16 protein-coding genes are annotated in these 23,569 nt (G+C 54.8%); 4 read left to right on the forward strand and 12 right to left on the reverse strand.

The annotated features are described in order from the left end of the window. Nucleotides 1-5: 5 nt before the first annotated feature. Both EFA69_RS09830 and EFA69_RS09835 read right to left on the reverse strand, forming a co-directional pair. Complete coding sequence (locus EFA69_RS09830; RefSeq protein ID WP_183906737.1) at nucleotides 6-1,184, reverse strand: trans-sulfuration enzyme family protein; 1,179 nt, start codon at nucleotides 1,182-1,184, stop codon at nucleotides 6-8. A 538-nt stretch (nucleotides 1,185-1,722) separates the two neighbouring features. Beyond that, nucleotides 1,723-2,145, reverse strand: a complete 423-nt coding sequence (locus EFA69_RS09835) for an OsmC family protein (RefSeq protein ID WP_123132909.1) — start codon at nucleotides 2,143-2,145, stop codon at nucleotides 1,723-1,725. Nucleotides 2,146-2,201: 56 nt separating this feature from the next. Between EFA69_RS09835 and metX the strand changes: the two genes are divergently transcribed. Then, a complete protein-coding gene (metX, locus tag EFA69_RS09840; RefSeq protein WP_123132910.1) occupies nucleotides 2,202-3,257 on the forward strand; it encodes a homoserine O-acetyltransferase MetX in 1,056 nt (351 codons plus the stop codon). Nucleotides 3,258-3,466: 209 nt separating this feature from the next. Here the strand turns inward: metX and EFA69_RS09845 are convergent, their stop codons facing one another. The 8 genes from EFA69_RS09845 to EFA69_RS09880 form a co-directional block, all read right to left on the reverse strand. Beyond that, complete coding sequence (locus EFA69_RS09845) at nucleotides 3,467-4,342, reverse strand: endonuclease/exonuclease/phosphatase family protein (RefSeq protein WP_123132911.1); 876 nt, start codon at nucleotides 4,340-4,342, stop codon at nucleotides 3,467-3,469. A 326-nt stretch (nucleotides 4,343-4,668) separates the two neighbouring features. After that, nucleotides 4,669-6,174, reverse strand: coding sequence for a TSUP family transporter (locus EFA69_RS20665; protein ID WP_123132912.1), 1,506 nt, complete (start codon nucleotides 6,172-6,174; stop codon nucleotides 4,669-4,671). Between the two features lie 261 nt (nucleotides 6,175-6,435). Beyond that, nucleotides 6,436-8,115 (reverse strand): assimilatory sulfite reductase (NADPH) hemoprotein subunit, encoded by a 1,680-nt coding sequence (cysI, locus tag EFA69_RS09855; protein WP_123132913.1) that lies wholly within the window; start codon nucleotides 8,113-8,115, stop codon nucleotides 6,436-6,438. A gap of 293 nt (nucleotides 8,116-8,408) precedes the next feature. Beyond that, nucleotides 8,409-10,121 (reverse strand): diflavin oxidoreductase, encoded by a 1,713-nt coding sequence (locus EFA69_RS09860; protein WP_123132914.1) that lies wholly within the window; start codon nucleotides 10,119-10,121, stop codon nucleotides 8,409-8,411. An 11-nt stretch (nucleotides 10,122-10,132) separates the two neighbouring features. Continuing rightward, the gene (gene cobA, locus EFA69_RS09865; RefSeq protein ID WP_123132915.1) at nucleotides 10,133-10,954 is read right to left on the reverse strand and encodes a uroporphyrinogen-III C-methyltransferase; all 822 of its coding nucleotides are present in this window, start codon (nucleotides 10,952-10,954) and stop codon (nucleotides 10,133-10,135) included. Between the two features lie 152 nt (nucleotides 10,955-11,106). Beyond that, on the reverse strand, nucleotides 11,107-12,384 hold the full coding sequence (locus EFA69_RS09870) for a sulfate adenylyltransferase subunit 1 (RefSeq protein ID WP_123132916.1): 1,278 nt from the start codon (nucleotides 12,382-12,384) through the stop codon (nucleotides 11,107-11,109). Nucleotides 12,385-12,659: 275 nt separating this feature from the next. After that, on the reverse strand, nucleotides 12,660-13,568 hold the full coding sequence (gene cysD / locus EFA69_RS09875) for a sulfate adenylyltransferase subunit CysD (protein WP_123132917.1): 909 nt from the start codon (nucleotides 13,566-13,568) through the stop codon (nucleotides 12,660-12,662). 20 nt (nucleotides 13,569-13,588) lie between these two features. After that, nucleotides 13,589-14,338, reverse strand: a complete 750-nt coding sequence (locus EFA69_RS09880; protein WP_123132918.1) for a phosphoadenylyl-sulfate reductase — start codon at nucleotides 14,336-14,338, stop codon at nucleotides 13,589-13,591. A 468-nt stretch (nucleotides 14,339-14,806) separates the two neighbouring features. Here EFA69_RS09880 and EFA69_RS09885 point away from each other — a divergent pair, with 468 nt between their 5' ends. Together EFA69_RS09885 and EFA69_RS09890 are read left to right on the forward strand one after the other, a co-directional pair. Beyond that, nucleotides 14,807-16,123, forward strand: a complete 1,317-nt coding sequence (locus tag EFA69_RS09885; RefSeq protein ID WP_123132919.1) for a leucine-rich repeat-containing protein kinase family protein — start codon at nucleotides 14,807-14,809, stop codon at nucleotides 16,121-16,123. Nucleotides 16,124-16,304: 181 nt separating this feature from the next. Continuing rightward, nucleotides 16,305-18,089 (forward strand): glycoside hydrolase family 15 protein, encoded by a 1,785-nt coding sequence (locus EFA69_RS09890; protein ID WP_123132920.1) that lies wholly within the window; start codon nucleotides 16,305-16,307, stop codon nucleotides 18,087-18,089. Nucleotides 18,090-18,265: 176 nt separating this feature from the next. Here EFA69_RS09890 and EFA69_RS09895 read toward each other — a convergent pair whose 3' ends face one another. Beyond that, complete coding sequence (locus EFA69_RS09895; RefSeq protein ID WP_123132921.1) at nucleotides 18,266-20,437, reverse strand: bifunctional alpha,alpha-trehalose-phosphate synthase (UDP-forming)/trehalose-phosphatase; 2,172 nt, start codon at nucleotides 20,435-20,437, stop codon at nucleotides 18,266-18,268. 244 nt (nucleotides 20,438-20,681) lie between these two features. Between EFA69_RS09895 and EFA69_RS09900 the strand changes: the two genes are divergently transcribed. After that, nucleotides 20,682-21,797 (forward strand): mechanosensitive ion channel domain-containing protein, encoded by a 1,116-nt coding sequence (locus EFA69_RS09900; protein WP_123132922.1) that lies wholly within the window; start codon nucleotides 20,682-20,684, stop codon nucleotides 21,795-21,797. 511 nt (nucleotides 21,798-22,308) lie between these two features. Here EFA69_RS09900 and EFA69_RS09905 read toward each other — a convergent pair. Then, the gene (locus tag EFA69_RS09905) at nucleotides 22,309-23,532 is read right to left on the reverse strand and encodes an RtcB family protein (RefSeq protein ID WP_123132923.1); all 1,224 of its coding nucleotides are present in this window, start codon (nucleotides 23,530-23,532) and stop codon (nucleotides 22,309-22,311) included. Nucleotides 23,533-23,569 lie beyond the last annotated feature (37 nt).

Raw genomic sequence — 23,569 nt, forward strand, 5'->3', positions numbered from 1 at the left:
GGCAACTAGCACTTCTCCAGCGCCTGTAGAATATCGTTCAGAATATCATCGGCGTACTCCAAGCCTACGGAGATTCTGATGAGACCCGGCGTGATGCCTACGGCCTGGCGCTCGTCTTCGGTGAGTTTGGCGTGGGTGGTGCTGGCGGGGTGCGAGGCAATGCTGCGGGTATCGCCTAAGTTAGCGGTGAGCGACATGAGTTGCAGGCTGTCCAGGAATTTGCGCCCGCTCTCCAGGCCGCCTTTCAGCTCAAAGCAGAAAAGCCCGCCGCCGTTCTGCATCTGTTTTTTGGCAATCTCATAGTTGGGGTGCGTGGGCAGGAACGGGTATTTGACCCAGGACAGCTTCTCATGCCCCTGCAGTTTAGTGGCCACCGAAAGGGCATTGGCCGCGTGGCGCTCCATGCGCACGTCCAGCGTCTCCAGGCTTTTGCTCAGCACCCACGCGTTGAACGGTGACAAGGCTGGGCCCGAGCTTCGGCAGAAAAGGAATATCTCCTTCACCAGTTCTTTCTTGCCCACAATGACGCCGCCCAACACGCGCCCCTGCCCGTCAATCCACTTAGTGGCCGAGTGCACCACCAGATCAGCGCCAAACTCAATGGGGCGTTGGTTCACGGGCGTGGCGAAGCAGTTGTCTACGTTGAAGATGAGGTTATGCTTCTTGGTGAGCTGCCCGGCAAATTCCAGGTCAATGATATCTAGCCCGGGGTTGGTGGGGGTTTCCAGGTACAGCATTTTGGTGTTGGGCCTGATGGCGGCCTCCCAGTCCTGAAGCTTGTCTGCGCTCACATACGTGTACTCAATGCCGTACTTGGGCAAATATTTGGTGATGATGGTATGCGTGCTGCCAAAAATGGAGTTGCAGACCAGCAAATGGTCGCCTTGCTTTAAAAGCGCCATAAACGAGGCGAAAATGGCACTCATGCCCGAGGCGGTGGCGTACCCGGCCTCGGCCCCTTCCAAGGCGCACATCTTATCGGTGAACTCCTGTACGCTGGGGTTGCTGAAGCGGCTGTAGATGTTGTCGTCGGTTTCATCGGCGAAGGCGGCGCGCATGTCCTCAGCGTTCTCAAACTGGAAACTGCTGGTCAGGAACAAGGGCGTGGCGTGCTCCATCTCATTGGTACGCTCGGTCTGTATTCTAATGGCTTTGGTAAGCGGATGGTATTCCATTGGGTTCATGTGCTAATGGGTATCACGTATCAGGTAGCACGTAGCAAGATATTTGACACTCACATTATAAGTACTTTTTTCTTTTTAACTATTGCAGATACTCCCCCTTTGAAGGGGGTGAAGGAGATGTTTACACCTGATGGTCTGCGCATTTCTGATAGTACCTTTTGGGCCTGTTTTTGTGAAAATAGGCCCAAAACAGAACTTGCTCTTATCACGTACCGCTTTCGCGGAAGCCGATTGGCCGCAACCGTTACCGGCACAGACGCTCGCAGGTCCCCTGGACGCTACGAGATCTTTTGAACTGGCGGAAAAGCGGTGGCAAACGTGATTGAACCCACCCCTACCCCTCCCGGGAGGGGAGTATCAGCAAACGATCATAAAGACAGCATGCGAGAACGCTATAAAGCCAGGGCCGTGTGGAATGGTTTCAGCCTTTTTTCAGGAAAACAGCCCCTAAACGCATCTGCGGAATTCCCCTCCTGGGAGGAGTAGGGGTGGGTACTCTTCCCCAACTCAGGACTCAGGACTCTAGACTCAGAACTCGTTACGCAGTAACTCGCACTTCCCAGGTGATCTCGGCGCCTGCCCTTCGCAGGGTCTCGGCCACTGAGCAGTATTTCACCATGGAGAGCTCGCAGGCGCGTTCGGCTTTGGCCGGTTCTACATTGCCCTGTAGCTCAAACACCACGTGTACTTTGGTCCAGAGGGCGGGTTCTTTGCCTTTCTCGCGCTCCCCAGAAATATCCATCTTGAACCCGGTAAGTTCCTGCCGCTGCTTCTTCAGGATCATGACCACGTCTATGCCGCTGCAACCGCCCAGGGCCATCAGCAACATCTGCATGGGGCGTACCCCAAAATTGGTTCCGCCGCTCTCGGGGCTGGTATCGGTGGTAATGATGTGTCCGTTGGCGTCACGGGCCTCAAAACCATAGTCGCCGCCCACGCGGTTCATCTCAATTCTTATCATAATTATTACGGTTTTACACCTGTAGGCCTTTTCTTTGTAAAAGCTAAAGGTACTACATGAATTATTTTCAATACAACCAGCCTTTTACCTTAGAGGGCGGGCAAACGCTTCCGGAAATCACCATCGCTTACCACACCTTTGGTACCCTCAACGCAAATAAAAGCAATGTGGTCTGGATTTGCCATGCCCTTACCGCTAATTCCAACGTGCTGGACTGGTGGGACGGTATAGCGGGCGAAAGTAAGATCATAGATCCTGAACGGCACTTTATCGTTTGCGCCAACATTCTGGGTTCCTGCTACGGCAGCACCGGCCCCTTGAGCCTGAATCCTGACACGCAAGAACCGTATTACACTTCGTTTCCGCAGGTCACCATCAGAGACATGGTCAAAGCGCACATTTTGCTGCGCGAACACCTGGGGCTACACAAAATCCACATTCTGGCAGGTGGCAGCTGTGGCGGCTATCAGGTTCTAGAATGGGCCGTGGCCGAACCTGAGGTGGCAGAGAACCTTTTCGTGCTGGCTACCTCCGCCGCCGAAAGCACCTGGGGCATTGGCATTCACACCACGCAACGCCTCATACTGGAGGCCGATGGCACCTGGGGCGAACCAAGTCCCACCGCCGGCAGCAAAGGCCTTAAAGCGGCCCGCGCCCTGGGCACGCTCACCTACCGCAACTACCAGATACTGGCCCAGAAACAAACCGATCCAGACCCCGAGAAACTGGACAACTACCGTGTTTCCTCTTATCTGAATTACCAAGGTGATAAACTGGTGGCCCGTTTCAATGCCTACAGCTACTGGTTCCTGACCAAAGCCTTAGACAGCCATAACCTATCCAGAGGCCGCGGCGGACAACTGGAACCCGTGCTGGAGAAAATCAGGCAGAAGGCGCTCATTATCGGTATCAGCAGCGATATTCTGTGCCCGGTGCAGGAGCAGCAGTTCCTGGCCCAGCACCTGCCCAATGCCACCTACGTGGAGATTGACTCCAACTTCGGGCATGACGGGTTCATCATTGAGGGCGAGAAGATCACTAAACATTTTGTGGCATGGCTGGCTGAGGTGGAAGATGAACAATTGGCTCCAAACCCAGCGTTACCATTGTAAAAATTGGTAAGCCAGCTTTATAAACTTCTGCCGCAAGTTTAGCAATAGCGTAACTTGTGGCTACTATCAGGTACGTTTAAAAACTTACCTGATAATTCCACAGCAGTTGGCACAGACACTCGCAGGTATGAAAGACGCTGCGAGGTCTTTGAGTAACTGCCAACCTGTTTTGGGCCTGTTTTTCCCAAAACAGGCCCAAAACAGAAACCCTACTTCTTCCCCTTCTGCGCCACTGCTAACTCCACCATCACCGGGAAGTGGTCTGATGGGTATTTGCCGGGGCCGTAGGTGTTGGTCAGGATGCCGTATTTCTTTACCTGGAACTGCGGAGTCAAGAAGATGTGGTCAATGCGCCGGTCGGTTTGCCGCAGTACATTGAAGCCGTTGAACGTACCGTTGGGCACCAGCTTGAACTGCGCCGTCTCAAACGCGTCTTTCAGCTTGCCCGAGGTGTTCAGGATTTGGTAGCTTTCGTTGTCCTGGTCAATGTTGAAATCGCCCAGGAGCACCACCGGGGTATTGGGCGCCACGGCCTGCATTCTGGCCAGAATCTGCTTGGAGCTTTCACGGCGGGCTTCTACGCCGCGGTGGTCAAAGTGCAGGTTGTACACGTAGAACACAAACCCAGAGGCTTTCTCTTTGAGCTGCACCCACGTGCAGATGCGCGGGAAAGCGGCGTCCCACCCTTTGCTGGGCTTCTCCGGCGTGGGCGACAGCCAGAACGTGCCCGAATTCAGCAGTTGGAACTTATCTTTCCGGTAGAAAATAGCCGAATATTCCCCGGCTTCTTTCCCATCATCGCGCCCTACACCGGCAAAGGCATACCCCGGAAGCTCCTGCTGCAAATGTTGGATTTGGTGGGCTTTGCCTTCCTGCGTACCCACTACGTCCATGTCATAAAACTTGATGAGATTGGCCACCTGCGGGTACCGGTCTTTCCAGGGGTTGAGCGAATCAGCTTTCACGTCTACCCGCACATTAAACGTAGCTACACTCAGTGTTTGCGCTTGGGAAATATGAGAAAGAAGGCTAACGCCGAAGGCCAGAACTAACAGAGGAAGTCTGGAAAAAGAGAAGGTTTTCATAGGAGGAAGATGAACCGGCAGCGTTTGATGAAGTAACTGCTTGCTCCAAATTAAAGGAAATTCGGTCTGTTTTGTGCCTATTTTCAGAAAAACTGCTCAAAAACGCACCAACTGCTTTCCCTTTATCTGCCAGCGAAGAGATACGTTATCAGATAGTCCCCCTTTGAAGGGGGTAGGGGGATGACAAGGGCGGCAGAAGAACCACCAGCTTCAGATAAGTGAATAGGAGGCCGATTCTCGGGAATGCGTACCTCTGCACGAGTAATCATCCCCCTACCCCCTTCAAAGGGGGACGAAATACGTGCAATCTTAATGAAGAAGCGGTTTTAAAACACGCCAACTGCCTTGAGCAAGATTCTGAGGCTCCAGATAATTACCAGCGAGCCTACCGCGATGAACATGGTCTTCACGGGTAGTTTACCTGCTAACTGAGCCGCAATGGGAGCCGCGATGAGCCCGCCCAGGATCAGACCCAGAATGATGTGCAGGTGGCTCATGCCCAGCATGGCAAAAAAAGTGACGGAACTGGCCAGCGCCACAAAAAACTCCGTGATGCTCACCGAGCCAATCACAAACCGGGGGGTACGGCCTTTAGAGATGAGGGTACTGGTCACCAGAGGTCCCCAACCGCCGCCGCCAAAGGAATCCAGGAAACCTCCGGCCCCGGCCAGCCAACCGGCTTTTTTGATTTTCTTGCGCTGCTTCGTCTTCCGGAAGGCGGCATAAATAATTCGGGCACCTAAAATCAACGTATAAAATGCCAGGAAAGGCCGCACGTAGTCGCCGTACTCCTCTCCTACCACAGACAACAGATACGCTCCCACCACCGCGCCAATCACCCCCGGAATCAAAAGTACCTTGAACAGTTTCTTGTTCACGTTGCCGTACTTGTAGTGGCTGTACCCAGAAGCCCCGCTGGAGAAAACCTCGGCGGTATGGATGCTCCCGCTAATGGCCGGCAGGTTCACGCCCAACGACATAAGAATAGTGGTACAGGTTACGCCGTACCCCATGCCCAAGGCGCCGTCTACCATCTGAGCGGCAAAACCGGCTAAGATCATCCAGTAGAAAAGCGGGTCAATGGAATGGGCGAAGGCGCTGGTCTGCCCCATGGCGGCCTGCACCGGGGCATACGTACTCAGCCAGAGACCCAGCAACACAAACACAGCGGCAATCAGGCTACCCAAAAACAGTTTCTTCCACCACGGCACGGCCACCGGTTCTTTGGGCGCCCCTTCCGACTTGGCCATGACCTTGGTGATGTTGTTGAGTTGGGTCACTTTGGCGCTGAAATCACCTTTGAGCCGGTTCCGGATCTGCTGCATGTTGTCCAGCACCTCGTCCAGTTCCTCGGGCAGCGTTTCATTAAATGTTTCCTTCAGGCGCTTGGCCATGGTAGGCGATTTTCCGTTGGTGGAGATGGCTATTTTGAGGTTGCCTTTGCGCACCACGGAGCTGAGGTAGAAATCACAGAGCTCCGGAGTATCTGCCACGTTCACCAGCCTGCCCTGGCGCTTGGCCTCATTGCTGATCTCGCGGCTGGCGGAGCGGTCATTCACGGCCACAATCACCACATCGGCCCCGGCCAGGTCTTCCGGGCTGAAGGCTTTGGGCACCAGGGAAATGGCATGATGTTCCTGAGCCAACTGCAACACCGCTTTGTTAAACTCAATGGCCACCACTTTGATGGTAGTTCTGGGGGAGTTCTGCAGCAGGGCCGTTAGTTTTTCCAGGGCCACGTTGCCCCCTCCTACCACCAGCACGCACAAGTGCTCCAGCTTGAGGAAGACCGGGAACAGTTCATTTTGCTCTTTGATCTCTGTGATGGTCATGGCAATAGATTAGTGGTGGGGGAATGATAAAAACAAGGCACGAGCGCAAAGCTGGCAACCAAAGGCAGATGAGCCGAAAAGCTCAGCGGGCAGGATGGATCTGGAACTATGAATATAAGTAACCTACTAATAAACAACAAATTACTACCAATATTTTCAACGTAACGCAGAAGATACCAGCTACTTTACCTCCCGCAAAAGTTTTCCGTTTAGGGGCCTTTTTTGGAAAAACAGCCCCTAAACGGAAAGCTCTGCCAAGGGCTAGTTTACCAAAGTGCGGTAGGCAAAATCGCCGAAGCGTTCTCCCGCCAGCCTGTTCTGCTTGAAAAGCCCGAAAGCCGTGTCCAGTTCCTGTAGAATGGCGGCCTCATCCAGGTTTTCCCGGTAGAGTTTGTTCAGGCGCTGGCCCTGCTCATCGCCACCCAGGTTGAGGTTATAGTGGCCGGGGGCGGTTCCCACGAAACCAATCTCTGAGAGCACCGACCGGCCGCAGCCGTTGGGGCAACCCGTCATCCGGATGATGATTTCCTCGTCCTGAAGCCCGTGCTGGGCCAGTACTCCGTCAATCTTGGTAATGAGCTCAGGCAGGTAACGCTGGGCTTCGGCCAGGGCCAACGGACAGGTAGGCAGCGCCACGCAGGCCATGGCGTTTTTGCTCACCAGAGAAGCGGCCTCCGTGTGCGGAATCAGGTTGTACAGCACCAGAATCTGCTCAATGGCGGCTTTGTCTTCGGGAGTTATGTCACTGAGGATGACGTTCTGGTTACAGGTGAACCGGAAATTGGCTTTGCCGGTTTGCGCCACTGCCAGGAGAGCCGCTTTCATGGGCAGTTGCTCGGTGTCCAGCACGCGGCCATTCTCTACGTACACCGTGTAATGCCACAGCCCGGTGTTGCTTTGCCGCCAGCCGTAATGGTCTTGCCGCGTGGTGAGCACGTACGGACGGGCCTCTTCCAAGGCAAACCCAATGCGGCTTTCCAACTCCTGCCTAAAACCGTCTACGCCCATGCGGTCTACCGTGTATTTCAGGCGGGCCAGTTTGCGGTCAGTGCGGTTCCCGAAGTCACGCTGCACCGTCAGGACTTCGTACACGGCCTTGAACAGTTTCTCGTCAGACTCCTCCGTGCTCACGAACCCAATCTCAGTAGCCAGCCTTGGATACGTCTCCGGGTTGCCGTGCGTGAACGACAAACCGCCGCCCACCGCCAGATTGAAGCCTTTCAGCTCATCGTTCTCAATGATGGCAATAAGGCCCAGGTCCTGCGCAAACACGTCTGAGTCATTGTTAGGCGGAATCACCAGCCCAATCTTGAACTTACGGGGTAGGTAGCGGTCCTGGTACAGCGGATCTTCCTCGTCTTTCTTCTCCACCAGCTTTTCCTCGTCTAGCCAGATGTCATAGTAAGACCGGGTTTTGGGCAGCAGGTATTCACTGATCCTGTCGGCGTACTGGTAGATGCGCTCGTGCAGCGGCGACTCCAGCGGGTTAGCGCTGGCCACCACGTTGCGGTTCACATCGCCGCAGGCGGCAATGGAATCCAGGCCCGCCTGGTTGAAAGCCTTGATGGTAGGCTTGGTCTTTGATTTGACAATGCCGTGCAGCTGCAAGGTCTGGCGGGTAGTGATTTTAATAACGCCCGTAGAGTTGTCTCCGGCAATGTTGTGCGTGGCCACCCACTGCTCCGGCGTGAGGAAGCCGCCCGGCAGGCGCAGCCGGATCATGAACGAATACAGGCGCTCCAGTTTTTTGGCGGCGCGTTCCTCGCGGCGGTCGCGGTCGTCCTGCATGTACATGCCGTGGAACTTCACCAGCGCGGTATCATCTTCCCGAATAGCCCCGGTGATTTCGTCTTTCAGACTTTCTTTGAGTGTCCCCCGCAGTCCATCACTTACTTCTTTGATGCGCTCAATAGGCGACAGATTCTTTTTCTCAGTTGACATGGTAACTGGTCTTTATGATTAGATCAGGAAGGCTCCTGTTTCTTCTTGTAGTTATTTCCGTTTAGGGGCTTTTTTTGGAAAAAGAGCCCCTAAACAGTTCTTTATGGAATCTCTTCTTCGTCCCCCTTGGAAGGGGGTAGGCGGATGACAGGCCGGTTAAAAAACCAGGCATCTTTCGCTATGAAGCAAGGGCAACCACAAGGGATTGCCCCTACATAAATTCTGCTATGCCTGATCTGCAAGAGTCAACATCCCCTTACCCCTTCCAAGGGGGACGAAGAAGTACCAGATGCTTAATACACGTCTTTCAGATACCGGCCTTCTTCTTTGAGTTGCTCTAGATAGACGGCGGCTTCTTCGGGGCTTGAACCGGCGCCCAGGCCTATGATCTGCAGCAGCGTGTTCTCCACGTCCACGCTCATGGGCTCCTTGGCCCCGCACACGTACACATAGGCTCCGGCCTTGAGCCACTCATAGAAGGCAGCGGCGTTCTCCAGCATCTTGTGCTGCACGTACACTTTCTCTTGCTGGTCACGGGAGAAGGCGCCGTTGAACTTGGACAGGATGCCGGTCTCATACCAACTCTGGATCTCAGTCTGGTACAGAAAATCGGTGGCGAAGTGCTGGTCTCCGAAGAAAAGCCAGTTACGACCTTCGGCGCCCACGGCATCGCGTTCGGCCAGGAAAGAGCGGAACGGAGCCACGCCCGTACCCGGACCAATCATGATCACGTCTTTGTCTGGAGCCGGTAACTTGAACTGGCTGTTTTTGTGGATGTAGAATTCTACCCTGGAACCCTCTGGCAACCCAGACAGGTAATCTGAGCAGTGGCCGCACAACAGTTCCTCATTGATTCGGAATTCATCCCGGGCCACGGTCACGTGAATCTCACCAGAATGGGCTTCCAGAGACGAGGAGATGGAATACAGCCGCGGCGTAATGGGCTCCAGAATCTGTAAGACTTCCTTGAACTGCTCGGCGTCTTTCACGGGGTAAATCCGGAGCAAATCCAGCAGGTCAATGCGGGTAGCCGGGATGTTCTGCTCCACCACTTCGGCATATTTCTTTACCACCCGCTCAGGCAGGTACGTGATGTTTACTTTGTCCTGCAACAGTTCCTGAACAGTTGACTCACTGTTGCGGTGGGTCACTTTCTCAGTGGGCGCAATGCCGGTAATCTTAAAAATGGCCTCAATGGCGGCTGGCCGGTTTTTAGGCACTACCCCCAAGGCATCGCCGGGCTCATAGGCCAGGTCTTCGGCCTCTATCTCAATGTGGTGCGTCTTTTTGTTGGAGCCCACATCGTTCAGGATGATGTTGGTGAGCAGGGTACCCTGGTAGATTTTCTTGCCCGTTTTTTTGGCAGGGGCAGGAGCTACCGCAGGGGCAGAAGAGGCAGAACCATTGCTGGCCAAGGATTGCATCACGCTCTGGAACCAGGCATTGGCTTCGTCTTCATAGTCCACATCGCACTTCTGGATGGGCACCAGCTGGCTGCCGCCCAAGCGCTTCAGCTGCGCGTCTACGTCTTCGCCGGCTTTGCAGAACAGCGGGTATGAGGTATCGCCTAAGGCCAGCACACTGTACTTGAGTTTAGGCAGTTGTTTATCGGTTTGGTGCACGTAGTCAAAGAACTTCTGCGCACCGGCGGGCGGATCTCCCTCGCCCTGCGTACTGATCACGGTCAGGAAATATTCTTCCTTTTCCAGATCTGTGAGGCGGTACTGGTCTAAGCTTACCACTTTGGCGTTGATCCCGCTCTTTTTGGCTTTACCCGCCAGTTCCGTGGCCACACGTTTGGAGTTTCCGGTCTCGGTGCCGTAGGCAATGGTTACCTTACCCGCCGCCGGCTTGGGAGCCTGGGCCACCGCCGTTCCAGATGCCGTCGCCGCAGCTCCCTGGCCTGAAATAAGCCCCGACAAGTAGCCGCTCATCCAGAGCACTTCATCCCTGGAAGATTGGTTCACCAGTTCCTGGAGGGCCTTAAGTTTCGCTTCTGCTAACATAGCTTTGTAAATTATTGAAGTACCAGGCCCACTTGTTCAGACACCGGTTTGAAGTAATATTCTCTTGTTGGGTTGTTGGTAAACCACTTGAACTCCTCATGCAGGTTCACCACTTTGCCTATGATCACGAGCGAGGGCGAGACAAACGTTTTCCCGCCCAGGTTCTTTTCATAGTCATACAGGTTGCTCACCTGCACGTGCTGCAGCGGGGTGGTGGCCTGTTCCACCACGGCCAGCTGTTTCTCCGCAGAGATGCCGTGCCGGGTCAGCTTCTCCACCACTTCAGACAGTCTTTCTGAGGACATGTAAAACACCAGGGTGTCCTGGGTTTGGGCCAGTTCGTGCCAGTATGCTTCGGTGAGTTTGCTGTAGGTGTAGTAGGTGAGGAAGCGCACCGCCGTGGAATGCTGCCGGGCCGTGAGCGGAATTCCTGCGTAAGCCGCGGCCCCCAGGGCGGCCGTGATGCCCGGAATAATCTCGTACTCAATCTCATGGGCCACCAGGCTTTGCAGCTCATCCAGCACGTTGGAGAAAATGGACACGTCGCCGCCTTTGAGCCGAAGTACTCTTTTCCCCAGCAGCGCATATTCCACCAAAAGCTCATTAATGGTAGCCTGCGGCGTGGTGCCGTGGCTGCGGCATTGTTTGCCTACGTACACAATCTCGGCGTCTGGGGCGGCGTAATTTGCCAGGATCTCCTCACTCACCAGCCGGTCTACCAGAATTACCTGGGCCTGGCGCAACGCCTTTACCGTCTTCACCGTGATCAGGTCAGGGTCGCCGGGACCGGCTCCTGCAATAATCACTTTTCCTCTTTGTTGCGCTGAGTTCATTTGTTTGGTTATAGATTCTCCTCCCTCTCCAAAACAGGAGAAGCAGAATAGGTTTGAAGGGTTTCCGTTTAGGGGCCGTTTTTCCAAAAAGAGCCCCTAAACGGAAAGTTGCATCTTCCCGCAGGCGCGGATGTTCATGAAAGATTGGTCTCTTAGATTTCTGGCCAGAATTCTTCTTGCTTGGCTTGGGTGGAGATCATACAGGCGCCCACAGTCACGTTGCTGGTCTCATCAATCAAGATGGCGCCGCCGTTGGCTCTCAGGTTCTGGTAAGCATCAAACACAATGGGCGAGGCAGTTTTGATGGTGGCTTTCACCACATCGTTGAGCCCCGCCTGCACCGGCGAAAGTTCTTTCTCCAGCGTGTTCACGTTCAGCTTGTACTCCAGCTCCTTTACCACGCAGCGCACGGTGCGGCTGTTGATCTGCAGCAGGTATTTGTTGCGCGGCACCAGCGGTGTGTTGCTCATCCAGCACAGCACCACCTCAAATTCCTGGGCTACCTGCACCGGCGCGTCTTGCTTCACAATCACGTCACCCCTACTGATGTCCACGTCATCTGCCAGGTGCAGCACCACGCTCTGCGGCGCAAACGCTTCTTCCACTTCCTTACCGGCAACTTCCACCGCCGAGACGGTGCTCTCCACCCCAGACGGCTGCACCACCACTTTATCGCCTTTGCGGTAAATGCCGCTGATGATTTTTCCGGCGTAGCCGCGGTAATCGTGCAGTTCCTCGGTCTGCGGACGGATCACGTACTGCACCGGGAAGCGGCCTTGGGTGAGGTTAACGTCTTCGTGCACTTCCACGGTCTCCAGCAGGCCCAGGAGAGAATTACCCTCGTACCACGGCATGGCCGCAGATTTCTCCACAATGTTGTCGCCGTTGAGCGCGCTGATGGGAATGAAGGTCACGTTCTTGAGGCCCAAAGATTTGGCTACCTGCGCGTAATCAATCACGATGTCATTGAACACATCCTGCGAGAAGTTCACCAGGTCCATCTTGTTCACGGCCACCACCACGTGCGGCAGGTTGAGCAAGGACACAATGATGGAATGCCGGCGGGTCTGTTCCACCACCCCGTGGCGCGCATCAATGAGGATAATGGCCAGGTCTGAGTTAGACGCGCCCGTGACCATGTTGCGGGTGTACTGGATGTGGCCCGGCGTGTCTGCGATGATGAACTTACGCTTGGGTGTGTTAAAGTATTTGTAGGCCACGTCAATGGTGATGCCCTGCTCCCGCTCGGCCCGGAGACCGTCTGTGAGCAACGCCAAATCCACCTGTCCTTCGGCCTTGTTTTTGGTGCTGCGCTCAATGGCTTCCAACTGGTCTACCATGATGGATTTGCTGTCATACAACAGGCGGCCAATCAGGGTGCTTTTGCCATCGTCTACGCTACCGGCGGTTAAAAATCTTAGAATATCCATTTCAAAATGAGTTCTGAGTCTTGAGTTCTGAGTCTTGGTCTGGTTTAGGGCTGTTTTCAGAAAAACGGCCTTTAAACGGCTTTGTCTCAGCTCTCAGTCTCTCTTTATTCTTTCATCGGCAGAACCGAAACTATTTTCTACAATGCTTGGCTATTGCCTTTCAAGTTTGCCTACAAGGTCCTTTCAGGATGACAAGAGAGAAGCATCAGGGCAGCAAACCTGCAAGAGAAAATCCTGCGTCTTGCGTCTTATATCCTGTGTCTAAAATCTAGCATCTAGAAATACCCGTTCTTCTTACGGTCTTCCATGGCGGCCTCAGAGACGCGGTCATCTATGCGGGTCTGGCCGCGCTCGCTGGTGTTGGTGGCGATGATCTCGTTGATGATATCGTCCAAGGTACTGGCGCTGGACTCCACGGCGGCGGTACAGGTCATGTCGCCCACGGTGCGGTAGCGCACGGTTTTGCGGGTCACCACGTCATTGTCATGCAGTTGGATGAACTGGTTGGTGGCTACCAAACGGCCGTCAAACTCCAGCACCTCGCGCTCATGGGCGAAGTAGATAGAGGGCAGCTCAATGTTCTCGCGGCGGATGTAGTTCCAGATGTCCAGCTCGGTCCAGTTACTGATGGGGAACACCCGCACGTTCTCACCCTTGCTGATTTTGCCGTTGTAGGTATTCCAGAGCTCGGGGCGCTGCAACTTAGGGTCCCAGGACCCGAACTCGTCGCGCACGGAGAAGATGCGTTCTTTGGCGCGGGCTTTCTCCTCATCGCGGCGGGCGCCGCCAATGCAGGCGTCAAAGTCAAACTCCTCAATGGTGTCCAGCAGCGTGTAGGTTTGCAGACCGTTGCGGCTGGGCAGTTTGCCTTTCTGCTCCGTTAAACCTTTGGCTTTGATGGTGTCTTCCACGTTGCGCACAATCAGTCTCTCGCCAATCTTATGGGCCAAATAGTCTCTGAAGTCAAGCGCTTCCTGGAAGTTGTGGCCGGTGTCAATGTGCACCAGCGGGAAAGGGAACTTACCGGGCCTGAACGCCTTGAGCGCCAGGTGCACCAGCACAATAGAGTCTTTTCCGCCGGAAAACAGAAGGGCTGGGCGCTCAAACTGACCCGCCACTTCTCTGAAAATGTGAATCGCTTCTGATTCTAGCTGATCCAGGTAATCTAATTTATACGAACCCATGATTGGTATTTCTATGCTTTCTACTTAGCCAGCTCCGGGGCTACCGGGGCCGGCGATTCTGATACGTGTAACCCACACTCTTTTTTGCTGCTGTCTTCCCACCACCAGCGCCCGGCCCTGAAATCCTCGCCCGGCTGAATGGCTCTGGTACACGGCGCGCAGCCAATACTCACAAACCCTTTGTCATGCAGGTGGTTGTACGGAATGTTGTGTTGCTTGATGAAGGCCATCACCTCTTCTGTACTCCAGTGCAGCAGCGGGTGGAATTTGAGGAGCTGATTGCCCTCGTCCCACTCAAACTTGGGCAGATCGCTGCGGCCGGCAGAGTGTTCGGCGCGCAGGCCGGTAATCCAGACGGCGTTTCCCGCCAGCGCCCGCTTGAGCGGCTCCACTTTTCTGATGAAGCAACAGTCTTTGCGGTTCTGGGTAGAGGCGTAGAAAGAGTTGGGACCATGGGTATGGACAAACTCCTCCAGCAGCTCATTGTTGGGGTAATAGGCCCTGATGCGGGTTTTGTAGGCATCATTGGTCTTGCTCCACACGCTGTAGGTCTCCGGGAAAAGGCGGCCGGTATCTAGCGTGAAAATGCTGATGGGGAAGTGGTTCTCCAGGATCTGATGCGAGATCACCTGGTCTTCAAAGCTGAAGCTGGAGGAGAACGTTACCGCGTTGGGATAATGGTTCACCAGCAGCGCGAACGTTTGGTCTATGGTGAAGCCTTCTGTCTCAAGGATAAGCTGAGACACGTGCTCTTGTGCAGAAGCGGCCATGGCAAGAAAATACGTAAACGAAAATAACTGAATTGATGAGGCGTGCGCACGGGCACAGGGATTTGTTGACTGCTAAAAACTAGCGACAACAGCAGCAGGAGCTGCAACAGCAGAAGCGCATTCGCTTTATGTAAGATGAGTAGACCATATAGTCTTTTTTCTCTGGCTGTTTGTTAAGATGCTGCAAAGATAGGCACTGACTTTTATAAATCAAGTTTTCCTATCAATTTAGTAGAGTTTTAGATTTTAAATTACCTAAACAACCCTTTCATTGTTTCAGACTCTGCTAAAGAAACTTAGGTTGTTTTAACGTATTCACAAACCACTGCGTTCCGTTTAGCGGCTCTTTTTCCAGAATTAGCCCCAAACCAGTAAGTGTTATAAGTAAGCCTGCCCCCTAGCCGCACCACCTGCTCACTGCTCCCAACCTGAAAATGCCTACCTTCGCGGCGCTTATTCCCTGCGTGCATGCAAACTTTAGAACAACTCCGGAGCGGAGCGCTGGCCGGTGCCAAACAGCTGAAGCTTTCCTGCGGACTTACCGCTTTCCCGCCCCAAATCCTGGACTTAGCCCCCACGCTGGAGATCCTGGATTTAACGGGCAACAAGCTCAGTCACCTGCCCCCTGCCTTCGCCCAGCTGCAAAACCTCCGGATCGCGTTTTTCTCAGACAATGACTTCACCGTCTTTCCCCAAGTGCTGGCCCAGTGCCCAAAACTGGAAATGATTGGCTTCAAGGCCTGCCAGATCAGGGAAATTCCGGAGGGCGCCCTGCCCGCCGCTACCCGCTGGCTTATCTTGACCAACAACCACCTGGAGAAACTGCCCGCTTCTATTGGCCAATGCACCCGCCTGCAGAAACTCATGCTGGCGGGCAACCGCCTGAAAGAGCTTCCTCAGGAATTGGCCCACTGCCAGCACCTGGAGCTGCTCCGTATCTCAGCAAACAACTTGGAGGAGCTTCCGGCCTGGCTGTGGTCGCTGCCGCGTTTGTCCTGGCTCGCGTTTGCGGGGAATCCCTGCCAGCCCCTTGCTCCCAACCCGAGTTCCTTACCGGAAGTGCCATGGCCTGATCTTGAGTTGGAAGAGCAGTTAGGCGAAGGCGCCTCCGGCATCATCTCCAAAGCGTACTGGCCCAGTCAGGAAACCCATGTGGCGGTGAAAGTCTTCAAAGGCGAAGTCACCAGCGACGGCCTGCCCCAGGATGAAATGAGCGCCTGTATGGCCGCGGGTAAGTACCCTAACCTGGTGCAGGTACTGGGCCAACTCCAGCAGCACCCCGAAGGGAAACAGGGCCTGGTACTAAGTCTAATTCCCCCTGATTACCGCAACCTGGGCGGGCCACCCAGCTTTGCCACCTGCACCCGTGATGTCTACGCCAGCGGCACCGTTTTCCCCTTGGCAGCAGCACTCCGCATAGCGGTAGGCATGGCATCCGTGGCCGGTCATCTGCACCGCCGGGGCATCCTGCACGGCGATCTCTACGCCCATAATACCTTGGTGAACGGCAGCGGCCACCCGCTGTTCGGGGATTTCGGGGCCGCCACCCGCTATGACCGCTCAGACGCGGCCCTGGCCGAACTTCTGGAACGGATAGAAGTGCGCGCCTACGGTTATTTACTGGACGATCTGCTCACCCACCTTTCCCCCCAAGACCAAACCCAAGAAACGGCCATAGCCCTGGCGCAACTGAAAGAAGCGTGCCTGGACCCCCAGGTACAGCATAGGCCAGACTTTGCCAGCATTGAAAAGCTGTTGAGCTCGCTTCCCGTGGCTGGGGAATAGCCGCACCGCGGTAGCTTCCCTACCGGAACAGCGTTTGCGTTTAGCGGCTCTTTTTCCAAAAACAGGCGCTAAACGCAAGTTACTGGGGGCGTGGATAAAAATTAAGAAACCTCTATACGTCTTATACGGTACATGATACTTCAAGCACCGGCAGTCACCCCCGGTGCGTGGAACTAACCGTATGGCGAAGCACACCTATGACATGGGGCTGATTGGCAACTGCGCTTACTTGGCCCTCATACACAAAGACACCAATGTAGAATGGCTCTGCTGGCCCCGCTTTGACAGCAGCTTTGTTTTCGGGCCCATCATGGACCGGCAGAAAGGGGGCGAATACTCCATCAAGCCCGATGCCGAGGAATTCACCTCGCACCAGTACTACATGGAGAACACCAACATTCTGTGTACCGAGATCACCACCCAGGAGGGTTCTTACCGCGTCACAGACTTTGCCCCGCGCTTCCGGCAGCACCAGCGCTATTACAAGCCGCTCATGCTGGTGCGCAAAGTGGAGCCGCTCCAGGGATCTCCGCGCATCAAAGCCACCTGCCGCCCCGTGGGCCAATACGGCGATCTGGAACTGAAACGCCGCCGCAGCAGCAACCACATCGCGTTTCTGGGGCTGGACGAAGAAGTGAGGCTCACCACCAACGCCTCGCTGAGCTATATTCTGGAAGACCAGTACTTCGTGCTCAACGAGACCCTGTATTTTGTGCTTACCTACGGCGCGCCGCTGGAAGCCAATCTGGAGAGCACCGCTGAGGCCTTCATGAGCCAGACCCGCCGCTACTGGCGCAACTGGGTCAAGAACACCAGCATCAGCAACTTCTTTCAGGAGCAGGTTATCCGGAGTGCGCTGGCCCTCAAAATCCACCAGTACGAAGACACCGGCGCCATCATTGCCTCGCCCACTACCAGTTTGCCCGAACACCCCGGCAGCGGCCGCAACTGGGACTACCGCTTCTGCTGGATGCGGGACACGTACTACATCCTCAACGCGTTCAACAACATTGGGCACTTTGAGGAAATGGAGCGTTACTTCCACTTCATTGCCAACATCACGGCCAAAGACACGCAACGCTACCAACCGCTCTACTCCATCAGTGGACAAAGCAAGCTCACGGAGATTGAGCTGGACCTGGAAGGCTATTTAGGCAATAACCGCCCCGTGCGCATTGGCAACGATGCCTACACGCACATACAGAACGACGTGTACGGCCAGATTCTGGTGGCCCTGCTCCCGCTCTACATAGACCGCCGCTTCAACGACGAGGAGCGCATAGAGTCTCAGAAACTCATCTACAAAACGCTGAAGAAGATTCAGCAGACCATGGAGGAGCCCGATGCCGGCCTCTGGGAGTTCCGGGATTTTGCGCAATACCACTGCTATACGTACCTGTTCCACTGGGCCGGGGCCGCCGCCGCCCGCAGCGCTGCCCGCCACATGGGAGATGCGCAGCTGGGGCAATTGGCCAATGACCTCATGAACCAGGCCGCCGCCAAAATTGAGGAATGCTTTGACCCGCAGCGGGGCGTGTACACCCAGGCCATTGGCAAACACCACCTGGATGCCAGCACCCTCCAGCTCATCATGATGCACTACCTGGACCCCGCCTCTGAACGGGCCAAAACGCACCTGGAGGAGATGGAGAAAGAACTCAAAACCCCCGAGGGCCTCTTCTACCGCTACAAACACGCCGATGACTTTGGTGTGCCGCAAAGCACCTTCCTGATCTGCGCGTTCTGGTACATTGAAGCCCTGGCCTGCGTAGGGCGGGTAGACGATGCCATCAAAGAGTTTGAGAGCATCCTGAAGTACACGAACCACCTGGGCCTGTTAAGCGAGGACGTAGACTCCCGCGACGGCAGCCAGTGGGGGAACTTCCCGCAGGCCTACAGCCACGTGGGGCTCTTGAACGCCGCCTACCGCATCTCCAAACGCCTGGACCGGCCTTCGTTCCTGTAGCCACCATCTACTTCCTAAACAGAAAAGGCCCGCAGTGTTGCGGGCCTTTTCTGTTTAGGGGCTGTTTTTCTGAAATTAAGGCAAAAACAGCTAGACCTTTCCTCAACGCTGGCAAAAGTTACAAACTCGCGCCAGCGAATGTCGCTATTGGCACTTACGTTCAACAATAGGCAATCTTAGCACAAAGACTTGAGCAGTTTCCTGACCTGCTTGGAGTTCTCCAAGTTGAAGCGGGCAAGGGAACGCTCACTGCCTACTTTGATGGTGAAGGCGTCTTCGGGCATTACTTTGAACATGTCTTCATCGGTGCGGTCATCGCCTATGCAGAGGATGAAATCATGGGCGTGCTGTTCCAGCCAGCGGGTACTGCCTACGCCTTTGTTCACCTCGCTGTTCTTCACCTCCACAATCTTATCGCCCTCCATAACCTGGAGGTTGATGTTGGCGGCAATGAACAGCAGGTAATTGCTCAGTTCACGGGCCCTAAGCTCGGCCAGGGTGCGGTCTACTTTACGGTAATGCCACACCAGGGAAAAGTCTTTCTCCTCAATGAACGAACCAGGCGTGCGGCTCACGTGCAGTTCCAGAATGGGCTTGATCTCCTGCTTCCAGGCATCTGACAGGTTTTGGAACATTTCCCACTCGCCGGTCCGCTCCTTATACCAGACCCCGTGCTCGGCAATGAAATCTACGGGCAGGTGCCCCAGCCATTTCTGCAGAGTGTTGCGGTCACGGCCACTCACAATAACCACCCGGTTCTTCTCTTCTTGGGTAAGGCACTCCAGAATAGAAAGCAGTTCCTGGTCTGGCAGCGCCTTGGTAGGATCTTTGGTGAAAGACGTAAGGGTACCGTCATAATCCAGGAACAGCATGCGTTGTCTGGCTTCTTTGAACGTGCTCACCAGCTGCTCACTTTCCTCTTTGGAAAGCGTTTCAGTGGCCATGGTTTCCTGCTTCATTTTAATGTATTGTAGACGGTTCATGAAAATCTCCACCCAGTGGTGGATGTTGTAGCGGCGTACAATGTCCTGCATCTGCCCCATGCGGGCCATTTGCTCGTCTTCGGGCATCAGGAGCGCATCCTGGAGGGCCTGCACCATCTGCCCCATGTCATTGGGGTTGATGAGCACGGCATCTGCCAGTTCACGGGAGGCACCGGCCATCTCACTCAAAATCAGTACGCCTTTCTTATCCAGCTTGCTGGCGATAAACTCTTTGCAGACCAGGTTCATGCCGTCGCGCATGGGGGTTACCAACGCGATGTCTGCGATGGAATACAACGCCGACAGTTCCTCCATTGGAAACGAGCGGTAAAAGTATTGGATGGGGTTCCAGGTGATGGTGCGGTAAGAGCTGTTAATACGGCCCACCAACTCATCAATGGTTTCCTTTAACTGGCGGTACATTTCCACTTGGTCTCTTGACGGCACCACCAGCATGAAGAGCGTCACCTTGCCGTGGAACTCCGGGTTTTCCTTCAGGAACAGCTCAAATGCCTGCAACCGCTGCGGAATGCCCTTGGAGTAATCAAGTCGGTCAATGGAGAGAATAATGCGCTGCTCCTGCAGGGCCTCGCGGTATTCATCCATTTTGGCTTTAGTCTCCTGGGAAGCGGCCAGCGTGGCGTACTTCTCATCATCAATACCCATGGGAAAAGCATCTACCATGATGTGGCGGTACCCGTTGTCAATGAGGCCCTGCGAGGTGTTGAGGCCCACAATCCGGCTCACGGAGGAAAGGAAGTGGCGGGCATCATCATAAGTATGAAACCCGATCAGGTCTGCGCCCAACATACCGTTCAGGAGCTGCTCCCGCCAGGGCAACAGCCGGAACACCTCATAAGACGGGAACGGAATGTGCTGGAAAAACCCGATGCTGCTGTCTTCAATCTGAGACCGGAGCATAGCCGGCAGCAGCAGCAGTTGGTAGTCATGCACCCAGATGGTGTCGCCGGGTTCTGCCCGCTCCATCACGGCCTGGCAGAACTTCTGGTTTACCTGTTGGTAGGCATTCCAGAAGCTATCGTCGTAGATGGCGTATTGGCTGAAGTAGTGGAAGGTGGGCCACAGGGTCTCGTTGCTGAAGCCTTCGTAGAAATCCCGGATCTCGCTTTCGGTGAGGAACACGGGGTGCATGCTCTGCTTGGCCAGGTCCTGGGTTACCTGCTGCTGCTCGGCCTCGTCTTCAAAGTACGTGCCGGGCCAGCCAATCCAGATGTTGTCGTCTTGCTTGTAAATGGAACCCAATCCGGTAGCCAGGCCTCCTTCACTTGTCTCGTATGCTAGACCGGCTTCTGAGCGCTGTACTTTGATGGGAAGCCGGTTAGATATAATGATGGTTTTGGGCATAAGGAAAGTCTTTAAGAACTGTAGCGGAGTGCGGCGCCCACACAGGAGGCAGGCGCGAAGGACAGGTCAGGCAGAAGCCCTGCCACCACTCACTGCTATTTATTTACTCCCATTCTGCCCGGGAGGTTCTAAAACATTTAAAAAGTACTATATAAAGAACAGGCCAAGCCAACCCCGGAAACAGCAAAGGGTAACCATTCTTTCTTGGAACGGGTAAACAGGAACTTGCATTTGCTTCGCTTCTATGGAATTGCTAGATGACTTAAGCCATTTAGTCCAGAACCATCTACCGCTGCTTCTGGAAGGATTGGGTGTAATGGCGGGCAGCCTCTTGCTGGGCGGCCTTTTTAAGTGGTTTCTTTTCAGGTTTTTATCAGCTTACAACCGGCGTTTTCCCAAACTTTGGGTTACCGGGGTGCTCAAATGCCTGGACCGCCCCCTGTTCTATTTCCTGCCGCTGCTGGTTTTGTCCATGTCCCTGCCCCTGGTGCCGCTGCGGCCAGATGCCTTTGAGGTGCTGCGCCGGGTGGTGGAGATTCTGCTCACCAGCGCCTTCGCCTGGACCCTCATTGGCTGCGTGTATGTGGTGCAGTACAGAATCCGCCATAAGTACCAATTAGACAAAGCCGATAACTTCAGGGAACGGAAGCTGTTCACCCAGCTCCAGTTTGTGAAGAAGATGGTCATTATCATGATTGTGTTTTTCACCGTCTCGCTTATTCTCATGAGTTTCCCCACGGTGCGGAAGATTGGGACCGGTCTGGTAACCTCGGCGGGGATTGTGGGGGTCATTCTGGGGTTTGCGGCCCAACGCTCACTGGCCAACTTACTGGCCGGTTTCCAGATTGCCTTCACGCAGCCCATCAGGCTAGACGATGTGCTGGTAGTGGAGAACGAATGGGGCCGGGTGGAGGAAATAACGCTTACCTACGTGGTGCTGCGCATCTGGGACCAGCGCCGCCTCATCCTGCCGCTCAACTACTTCATTGAAAAACCCTTCCAGAACTGGACCCGCACCAGCGTGGAGCTGTTGGGCACCGTCTTCATGTACCTGGACTATAAAGCCCCACTGGAGGAAATGCGGAAGGAACTCACCCGCTTGCTCCCCCAGCATCACCTCTGGGACGGCCGGGTAGGCATCTTACAAGTCACTGATTTCAAGGAGCGGACCATGGAAGTCCGCATTCTGGTAAGCGCCGCAGATTCTGGCAGTGCTTTTGATTTGCGTTGCTGGGTACGGGAGAAGATGATCTCGTTTCTGCAACAGCACTACCCAGAGGCGCTGCCGGTTACCCGCACCGCCGGCACCGGAGAAGACCCTAAACTGCCGTTTGTGCCCATGGAGGAGGCGAGCGTATAATGACGCGTAATGACGCGGCTGATGCCTTGGGCTTGTCTGCCTTTCTATGGTTTTAGGTGCTGTGTTGTTCCATCTTTTCCGGTAAGCGCTCACGGCCGCGGGGCCCCGTCTTCCCCTCTCGCACTGCCCTTGCGGCCAGGTGAATACAGCTTGTGCTTAGCTTCCGCTTTTCTTTGGCCACAAGCGAGGCGCTCTAGGGAAAGACTGGAATAGGTGCGGGTAGTAAAGGCTTTGCAGGTTGAAACAGAGCATCTTTACCTACCATAGCCCCTTCTGGCGCGAGTCTCCAGACTCGTGCCGATGGATAAGTGGAGTCTCCAGACTCCTATGTTCCGGCCGGTGGTTCCCGGCGAGTCAGGGAGTTCGCTTCATCCTGTGTCACAAACCTTCAGTCTCGCTCCAGTTTCTTCTATCAGATGTAGACTCAGAACTCCAAACTCAGAACTATTTTCCGTCAGCGCCAACTTGCGTTTAGGGGCTGTTTTTGGAAAAAGAGCCCCTAAACGCAAAATCAGTCTTTGTAGGGATCGTACACATCTTCGCCGGCCATGGCTACGCCGAGGGGGCGGAGGGTGTGCAGGATCTTGATGGTATTACCCTGGTACTGGAGCACATCTTCCAGTTTCTTGTAGGCTTCGGGGGCTTCATCGGCACCGGCGCCGCGCAGTTCAATGCCTTTGGCTTTCATGCGCTGCTGCACGGCTTCAAAATCTACCAGCCCCGGTGAAACCACGGTTTTCCGTTTCACGCCGTTTTTGTCGCGCATCCATTTGGTTTTGCCGGCGGCGGCTCTTCGGCTCAACTGTCGGCCAGCTCCGTGCACTGTGGAATACAGACCCCGTACGGAAAGTTCGTTCTCCACGCCTTCAATAATCACGGAGTTGTCATACATGTTGGCCCCAATAAAGCCTTTCTGGCCCGGGAACGCGGGCGTGCAGCCCTTGCGCACCACCCAGTAATTCTCGCCCTGGTGCTTCTCAAACCACGCGAAGTTGTGGTGGTTGTGCACCAGTTCGGTGGCTTTTCCTCCCAGAATCTCCAGCACTTTTTCTACCACCACATCGCGGCCCGCGTAGGCATATTCTCCGGCCAGAGACATGGCGGCAATGTAGTCCTGGCCCAAGGCCGAGTCAATGTCGAACAGGATGGGTGGGGCATCCATGGAGCCTTCGCGCGCCTTGTCAAAGAAGCTGAGCCCCTGGCTGAGCGCGATAAACCCCGAGGCCGTCTTGTGCCCGAAACCCCTGGACCCGAAGTGCACGCCCACCCACAGAAAACCCTTCTCATCCTCAAACAGATCAATGAAATGGTTGCCGCTACCCACGGTGCCCAACTGTTCGGCGGCCAGTTTGCGGAGCTCGCGCTGCGGTTTGAACTCGGCTTTGTTGATGTGGTCCAGCACCGGGTGGTCAATGCGTTTGGGATTAGGCCGGCCCACTCCAAAGCCAATGGAGCGAACGATCTGGTCCATCACTTTGGCAATGTTCACATCGGCGGCCATGATGTCGGTTTTAACGGCCTTGTTTCCGCAGCCAATGTCAAAGCCCACCCCAGAGAGGGAAACTTTGTTTTTATAGGCCACAGCTCCGCCGATGGGGTGCGCGTAGCCGTAGTGGGCATCGGCGGTGAGCACGCCAATGTCTTCCTCGCTCACGCAGCGCTTGAGCTGGTCAATGGCGCTCTGGTCAATAATCTCCTCCCCAAAAACGGTGATGTTGTTCTGTACAATAGCCATGGTCCTGCAAAGATTGGTGCTATAAGCTATACGTGAA

The organism is Rufibacter immobilis (assembly GCF_003721565.1).
Classification (GTDB): Bacteria; Bacteroidota; Bacteroidia; order Cytophagales; family Hymenobacteraceae; genus Nibribacter; species Nibribacter immobilis.

Coding starts and splice junctions, on each gene's coding strand:
- cobA (WP_123132915.1), bottom strand. CDS start 10,954: ATGAACTCAGCGCAACAAAGAGGAAAAGTGATTATTGCAGGAGCCGGT.
- EFA69_RS09880 (WP_123132918.1), bottom strand. CDS start 14,338: ATGGCCGCTTCTGCACAAGAGCACGTGTCTCAGCTTATCCTTGAGACA.
- EFA69_RS09900 (WP_123132922.1), top strand. CDS start 20,682: ATGGAATTGCTAGATGACTTAAGCCATTTAGTCCAGAACCATCTACCG.
- EFA69_RS09845 (WP_123132911.1), bottom strand. CDS start 4,342: ATGAAAACCTTCTCTTTTTCCAGACTTCCTCTGTTAGTTCTGGCCTTC.
- EFA69_RS09890 (WP_123132920.1), top strand. CDS start 16,305: ATGGCGAAGCACACCTATGACATGGGGCTGATTGGCAACTGCGCTTAC.
- EFA69_RS20665 (WP_123132912.1), bottom strand. CDS start 6,174: ATGACCATCACAGAGATCAAAGAGCAAAATGAACTGTTCCCGGTCTTC.
- EFA69_RS09885 (WP_123132919.1), top strand. CDS start 14,807: ATGCAAACTTTAGAACAACTCCGGAGCGGAGCGCTGGCCGGTGCCAAA.
- EFA69_RS09895 (WP_123132921.1), bottom strand. CDS start 20,437: ATGCCCAAAACCATCATTATATCTAACCGGCTTCCCATCAAAGTACAG.
- cysD (WP_123132917.1), bottom strand. CDS start 13,568: ATGGGTTCGTATAAATTAGATTACCTGGATCAGCTAGAATCAGAAGCG.
- cysI (WP_123132913.1), bottom strand. CDS start 8,115: ATGTCAACTGAGAAAAAGAATCTGTCGCCTATTGAGCGCATCAAAGAA.
- EFA69_RS09835 (WP_123132909.1), bottom strand. CDS start 2,145: ATGATAAGAATTGAGATGAACCGCGTGGGCGGCGACTATGGTTTTGAG.
- EFA69_RS09905 (WP_123132923.1), bottom strand. CDS start 23,532: ATGGCTATTGTACAGAACAACATCACCGTTTTTGGGGAGGAGATTATT.
- metX (WP_123132910.1), top strand. CDS start 2,202: ATGAATTATTTTCAATACAACCAGCCTTTTACCTTAGAGGGCGGGCAA.
- EFA69_RS09860 (WP_123132914.1), bottom strand. CDS start 10,121: ATGTTAGCAGAAGCGAAACTTAAGGCCCTCCAGGAACTGGTGAACCAA.
- EFA69_RS09870 (WP_123132916.1), bottom strand. CDS start 12,384: ATGGATATTCTAAGATTTTTAACCGCCGGTAGCGTAGACGATGGCAAA.
- EFA69_RS09830 (WP_183906737.1), bottom strand. CDS start 1,184: ATGAACCCAATGGAATACCATCCGCTTACCAAAGCCATTAGAATACAG.